Origin of the sequence: Miniimonas arenae, assembly GCF_006351005.1 — a bacterium.
Taxonomy (GTDB): Bacteria; Actinomycetota; Actinomycetes; order Actinomycetales; family Beutenbergiaceae; genus Miniimonas; species Miniimonas arenae.
Genome location: NZ_VENP01000088.1, coordinates 1 through 5,927, shown reverse-complemented (window position 1 = coordinate 5,927; position 5,927 = coordinate 1). Strand labels below are relative to the sequence as shown.

Genomic DNA, 5,927 nt, shown 5'->3' with positions numbered 1-5,927 from the left:
GGTCGCCGGGATCACCAACGCGAGCGCGGCGCTGACCGCGTACGCCAACGCGTAGGTGAGCGCGAGCGCCTCACCCCGGCCGACGCCGTCGCGAGCCGCGCCGGCCCCCAGCCGCCGGCCGACCGCGCCGAGCTCGATCCGTTCGCCCAGCACCGTCAGGACGAGGAAGCCGACGAGCCAGGGTGCGAGGAACGGCACCGCGACGCCGCCGACCCACAGCGCTGCCGCACCGACGCCGAGCGCGGCGCCGGCGGACTCGACCGCGATCGGCAGTGAGGGCTGGCGGCGCCACAGGGCGAGATAGAGCGCGCCGAGCGCCACCGCGCCGGCGAGCAGGATGCCGCGGCTCACGCCGCTCGGCAGCGGGGAGAGCAGGAGGAGCCCGCCGAACCCGAGCAGGACCGGGGCGGTGTACGCGAGGCGCGAACGCAGCGCGACGGCGCGCTCGAGCGCGATCAAAGTACCGACGAACCCCAGCACCATGAGCGGGCCGTGCACGTGCTCGAACCGATCGAACCGCAGCGGTGCGGGCAGGCCGAGGAGCAGCAGGGCGCCGTTCAGCCCGGCGAGCAGGGCGAGGCCGGCGGGCAGGAGAAGGAGCGTGCGCGCCGCCGGTCGAGGGTTTTGCACGGCTCGATCGTAGAAATAGAACGGGCCCGCCGCGTGGGACGAAAGGCCCCGGCCCGCTCAGCCCGGTCTCGGCCCGAACACGGCGACCGCCTCGAGCGCCCCGACGCCGTCCGTCAGGGCGGCGATCTCGAACGTCGTGCGCCGCGAGAACAGCACGCGCAGGAGCTCGTAGTCCTCGGCGGCGAACGTGAGCGCGGTCGTCGGAACGCCGATCGTCCAGGTCGACTCCGTCGTCGTGACATCGAAGCCGATCGCCGCGGGACGCCGGCCGAGCCGCTCCACCACTTCCGGCAGCAGCGTGCGCCAGGTGTCCTCGGGCGCGCGCTCGAGGTCGAGGGCCTCCCGCAGATCCTGCTCGTGCACGAGCAGGTCCCACCGCGGCGGGGCGCCCGGCGCGCCGACCACCGAGGCGGGCAGCAGGCCCGCGTACTCGCGCAGCTCGGCGCCCAGGTCCGCGGTGGGCGTGCGGCGGCGGTCCACGACGTGCCGGTTGGTCCACGCGCGGCTCGGGGCGCCGTCGGTCTCACCGGTGACGAAGTCGTGCACGGCGCCGGCGAGGTGCGCGAGCAGGTCGTGCACCGTCCACTCCGGGGTGGCCGGGACCACGCGCCCCGCCTGCGCGGGCGTCACGGTCGCGGCGAGCGTGGCGACGCGCGTCACGGCGTCGGCGTAGATCTCCTCGAGGCTCACGCGGGAGCAACGCGGGGCAGCGGCGTGCGATTCCCGAGCCCGGCGCGAGCGGCGATCAGCCGACGACGTCGAGCTCGGCCCGCAGCAGCGCCTCGGCCCGCGAGCTGGGCCCCACGAGCAGGGCGAACCGTCCCGGCTCGACGACGCGCTCGCCGTCGGCGGTCACGAGCGTGAGCGCCGCGACCGGCACCTCGAGGTCGACCACGGCCGACTCGCCGGGCTGCAGCGGCACCAGCCGGTGCGCCTTGAGCTCCTTGCCGGCCCACGTCACGGACGTCACGACGTCCTCGACGTACACCTGCACCGTCTCGATCACGGGCCGCTCGCCGGTGTTCGCGACGCGCACCGTCGCGCGCACCACGTCGTTCTCGCTGCCTGGCAGGCCGAGCACGGGCGTGCTCACCGCGAGGTCGGCGTAGGCGACCTCGGAGTAGGACAGCCCCTCGCCGAACACCCACTGCGGGTCCTGCGTGAGGTCGGCGTACCGGGTGCCGTGCTGGTGGGGGATCTGGTTGTAGAACACCGGCGTCTGCCCCACGTGCCGCGGCCAGGACAGCGGCAGCCGCCCGGTCGGCTCGACGTCGCCGAACAGCAGCTCGGCCACGGCCTGCCCGCCGCGCATCCCGGGGTTCGCGGCCCACACCACGGCGCTCGCGGCCTCGACCGACGGCGGCAGCACGAGCGGCTTGCTCGCCAGGACCACCACGACGAGCGGCACCTCGCGCTGCGTCGCGACCTCGGCCACGGCGTCGAGCAGCGCGATCTGCCCGCCGACCAGCTCCAGCGTCGCCGTCGAGCGACCCTCGCCGACGAGCTCGATCCGGTCGCCGACGACGGCGACGATCGCGTCGGCCTCGCGCGCGACGGCGACGGCCTCCTCGATGAGCGCGGCGTCCGGCGCGGCGGGCAGCACCACCGGCGGGCGGGGCTGGCCGTCGGGGAAGAAGGCCCCGAGCGGGTCCGGCCCGTGCGAGCAGATGTCGGCGCCGCGCGCGTGCGCGACGTCCCAGCCGTGAGTGGGCGCGACGGCGTGCAGCCCGTCCAGCACGGTGGTCGTCATCTCGCGCGGGTGCCCGTCGCTGAGCCACGGCGCCTGCCCGGACGCCCCGGCCCAGTCGCCGAGGATCGTGTGCTCGTCGTGCGCGTTGGGACCCACGACGGCGAGCCGACGCACCCGGGTGGGCTCGCCGTCGGGCGTGGTCGCCTCGGCGGGGGTGCTCGCGAGCGGCAGCGTGCCGCCGGTGTTGCGCAGCAGCACGAGGCTGCGCCGCGCGATCTCGAGGTTGAGCGCCGCGTGCTCGGCGGTGCCGATCGCGGTGGCCTGGAGGGCGACGTCGGGGCGGCGCGGGTCCTCGAACAGGCCGAGCCGGAACTTCAGGGTGAGGATGCGGCCCACAGCGGCGTCGATCGCCTCCTCCGGGAGCAGACCCTTCGCGACGGCGTCCTGCGCGCCGGTGAAGAACTCCGGTGTGGTCATCACCATGTCGTTGCCCGCGAGCACGGCGCGCGCGGCGGCGTCGGCGAAGTCGGGGGAGATCCGCTGGATGCGGACGAGCTGGCCGACGTTGTCCCAGTCGGTGATGAGCATCCCCTGGTAGCCCCACTGCCCGCGCAGCACCTCGTTGAGCAGCCAGTGGTTGATGGTGATCGGCACGCCGTCGAGCGCCTGGTAGCCGAGCATGAACGTCGCGCAGCCCTCTCGGGCGACGCGCTCGAACGGCGGGGTGTACCAGGACAGCATCTTGCGGTGGGAGACGTCCGCCTCGGACGCGTCGCGCCCGCCTTGCGTCTCGGAGTAGGCGGCGAAGTGCTTCGCGGTGGCGAGGATCGCCGTCGGGTCCGCGAGGCCGTCGCCCTGGTAGCCGCGGACCATCGCCGAGGCGAGCTCGCCGATGAGATGGGGGTCCTCGCCGAACGTCTCGCTCACGCGACCCCAGCGCAGGTCGCGCGCGATGCAGAGGACGGGCGAGAAGGTCCAGTGCACGCCGGTCGGGGCGACCTCGACCGCCGTCGCGCGCGCGACCCGCTCGACCAGGTCGGTGTCCCACGTCGCAGCCATGCCCAGCTGCGTGGGGTAGATCGTCGCGCCGCGGAAGAAGGAGTGCCCGTGGATGCAGTCCTCGCCCACGAGCAGCGGGATCCGCAGCCGGGTGGTGGCGACGAGGTCGTGCGCCTTCGCGAGCGACTCGGGTGAGGCGTGCAGGATCGAGCCGACGTGGTGGTCCACGACGAGCCGACGTACGAGGTCGGGGTCGTCGTCCCCCTGGTAGCCCCCGGCGGGGAGCTGCATCATCTGGCCGACCTTCTCCGCCAGCGTCATCCGGCCCACGAGGTCGGCGACCCGGGCGGCCACGGGCAGCGCGGGGTCGAGGAAGGGGGCGCCTGCGAACGGGTGGGCGGCGGGGGTCGTCGTCGACGTCATGGGACCAGCCTGCCAGGCACCGCTCGTTAGGGTGAGCCGGTGACCGGACTCGAGCTCGACGTCGTCGACGATTCCGTCCGCGCGCTGTTCCACAGCGCCGCCACGCTGGAGGAGGTGGCCTCCGGCGGCACGTGGTTCGAGGGACCCGCGTGGCTCGGCACGACGCTGGTGTGGAGCGACGTCGTCGGCAACCGCCTGCACGCCTGGGACCGCGCGCGCGGCGCGCGCGTCTGGATCGACCCGTCCTTCCACCAGAACGGCCACACCGTGGACCGACAGGGCCGGCTGCTGGCCGCGAGCCACGGTGAGCGCGCCGTCGTGCGGCGCGAGCACGACGGCCGGTGGACGATCGTGGCGGACCTGATCGACGGCGCCCGGTTCCACTCCCCGAACGACCTCGTCGTCGCGAGCGACGGCGCCGTCTGGTTCACCGATCCCCGCTACGGGCTCGACAAGCCGACCGAGGGGTTCGGCGGATCACCCGAGATCGACGGCACGCACGTCTACCGCGTGGATCCGCGCGGGATGGTCGGCGGGGTCCGCAACGTCACGCGGCACTCCCCGCCGATGCCCGCGCCGAACGGACTCGCGTTCGCTCCCGACGAGTCCGTGCTCTACGTCGCGGACTCCGAGGCCAGCCACATCCTCGGGTTCGTGGTGCGCATGAGCCTCGACGGGCCGGAGCTCGGCCGGCGCTGGGTGGTGCACGAGACGATCCACGGCTGGCCCGACGGCATCCGGGTCGACCCGACGGGTCGGATCTGGAGCTCGTCCACCGCGGGGGTGGAGATCCTCGCGCCGCCCTCGGCGGTCGGTCGCCCCGCGCGCCACCTCGGCACGCTGCACACCCCGTTCACGACGGCGAACCTCGCCTTCTCCCCGGACCTCGCGACCCTGGCGCTCACCGCCACGTCGTCGGTGTTCCTCGTCCGGCTCGGGGACGTCTCGGTCTGAGGGCTCCCGTGCCGGTCGGCGCGTGTGGGGTGGACGTGGCGGTGGCGGTGTCCACCGGGGCCGCGTCGGGCGGGTGGTTGCCGCGTGTGGGGTGGACGTGGCGGTGGCCGTGTCCACGTGGGACGCGACACTAGCCTGACCCGATGACCGAGCTCGTGATCGACGGCGCGCGCATCGACTCGATCGCCGACCTCTACGACCAGCTCAACGACCTGCTCATGACCGGCGAGGACTGGCGGATGGGCGCCAGCCTCGACGCGCTGAACGACGTCCTCTACGGCGGCTTCGGGACGCTCGCTCGGCTCGAGGAGGCGCCGACCTTCGTGTGGCGCGACTTCGCCCACTCGCGCGAGGCGCTCGGCGTCGACGCCACGATCGCCTGGTGGCGCGAGAAGATCGCCCGTCCGGGCTTCGACGTCGCACGGGCGCAGGCCGCGATCCGCGAGCTCGAGGCCGGCGCCGGCCCGACGTACGCCGACCTCGTGCTCGAGGTCTTCGCCGATCACCCCCGGTACCGCCTCGAGCTCGCCTGACTCGCGGAACCACGGCACCAGCCTGCGTACCCTGGCTCGCATGCCCACACCGGAGTTCGTCCTCGAGCTGCGCCGTCACATCGGGACCGCTCCGCTCTGGCTGAGCGGCGTGACCGCCGTCGTGCTCCGCGAGCGGCGGAACTCCAGCGACGGGGGCGTGCTCGAGGTCCTGCTCGTGCGGCGCGCCGACAACGGTGCCTGGACGCCCGTGACCGGCATCATCGACCCCGGCGAGGAGCCGGCCGTCGCCGCCGCGCGCGAGGTGCTCGAGGAGTCCGGCGTCGTCGCGACGGCGACCCGACTCGCCTCGGTCTCGGTGACCGAGGAGGTGGTCTACGACAACGGCGACCGGTCCCACTACCTCGACCTGACGTTCCGGTTCACCTGGGTGTCCGGCGACCCGCACCCCGCCGACGGTGAGAACACCGAGGCGCGCTGGTTCGCCGTCGGGAACCTCCCGCCGATGTCCGAGCGGATGCGCGAGCGGCTGGACTCCGCGCTCGCCGAGCGCGGCGAGGCGACGTTCCGGGTCTGAGAGCCCGCGCCGTGAACGACGCTCGCCCCGGTCGGACTCGTGGTCGTGGTCGGCGCCGGTCGCGGAGGCGTCCGCGCTCGAGGTCGGGTCGGAGGCGCCGGGGGTGGCGCAGGCGGTCAGGGTCAGGGCGAGGGCGCCGAGCAGGGCGCCGGTCAGGGTTCGT

The 5,927-nt window shown here is 74.2% G+C and carries 5 protein-coding genes and 1 pseudogene; 3 read left to right on the top strand and 3 right to left on the bottom strand.

Going from position 1 to position 5,927, the window contains the following annotated elements:
* The 3 genes and pseudogenes from FH969_RS14340 to FH969_RS14330 all read right to left on the bottom strand — a co-directional run.
* A pseudogene (locus tag FH969_RS14340) lies at positions 1 to 630 on the bottom strand (hypothetical protein); the annotation flags it as partial.
* Between the two features lie 57 nt (positions 631 to 687).
* Positions 688 to 1,320 carry a maleylpyruvate isomerase family mycothiol-dependent enzyme gene (locus FH969_RS14335; protein ID WP_139987852.1) on the bottom strand — a complete coding sequence of 211 codons (633 nt, stop codon included), beginning with the start codon at positions 1,318 to 1,320 and terminating at the stop codon, positions 688 to 690.
* A 55-nt stretch (positions 1,321 to 1,375) separates the two neighbouring features.
* The gene (locus tag FH969_RS14330; protein WP_108718538.1) at positions 1,376 to 3,742 is read right to left on the bottom strand and encodes a glycoside hydrolase family 3 N-terminal domain-containing protein; all 2,367 of its coding nucleotides are present in this window, start codon (positions 3,740 to 3,742) and stop codon (positions 1,376 to 1,378) included.
* A 39-nt stretch (positions 3,743 to 3,781) separates the two neighbouring features.
* On the opposite strand from FH969_RS14330, the gene FH969_RS14325 reads away from it, so the two are divergent.
* From FH969_RS14325 to FH969_RS14315, 3 genes are all read left to right on the top strand, one after another.
* Positions 3,782 to 4,696 carry an SMP-30/gluconolactonase/LRE family protein gene (locus tag FH969_RS14325; RefSeq protein WP_108718537.1) on the top strand — a complete coding sequence of 305 codons (915 nt, stop codon included), beginning with the start codon at positions 3,782 to 3,784 and terminating at the stop codon, positions 4,694 to 4,696.
* A gap of 143 nt (positions 4,697 to 4,839) precedes the next feature.
* On the top strand, positions 4,840 to 5,229 hold the full coding sequence (locus FH969_RS14320; protein ID WP_139987850.1) for a barstar family protein: 390 nt from the start codon (positions 4,840 to 4,842) through the stop codon (positions 5,227 to 5,229).
* A gap of 40 nt (positions 5,230 to 5,269) precedes the next feature.
* Complete coding sequence (locus tag FH969_RS14315) at positions 5,270 to 5,764, top strand: NUDIX hydrolase (RefSeq protein ID WP_139987848.1); 495 nt, start codon at positions 5,270 to 5,272, stop codon at positions 5,762 to 5,764.
* Positions 5,765 to 5,927: the final 163 nt, after the last annotated feature.

Bases quoted from the DNA above. Each gene is read 5' to 3' on its own strand.
- FH969_RS14330 (WP_108718538.1), bottom strand. From the start codon at position 3,742: ATGACGTCGACGACGACCCCCGCCGCCCACCCGTTCGCAGGCGCCCCC.
- FH969_RS14320 (WP_139987850.1), top strand. From the start codon at position 4,840: ATGACCGAGCTCGTGATCGACGGCGCGCGCATCGACTCGATCGCCGAC.
- FH969_RS14315 (WP_139987848.1), top strand. From the start codon at position 5,270: ATGCCCACACCGGAGTTCGTCCTCGAGCTGCGCCGTCACATCGGGACC.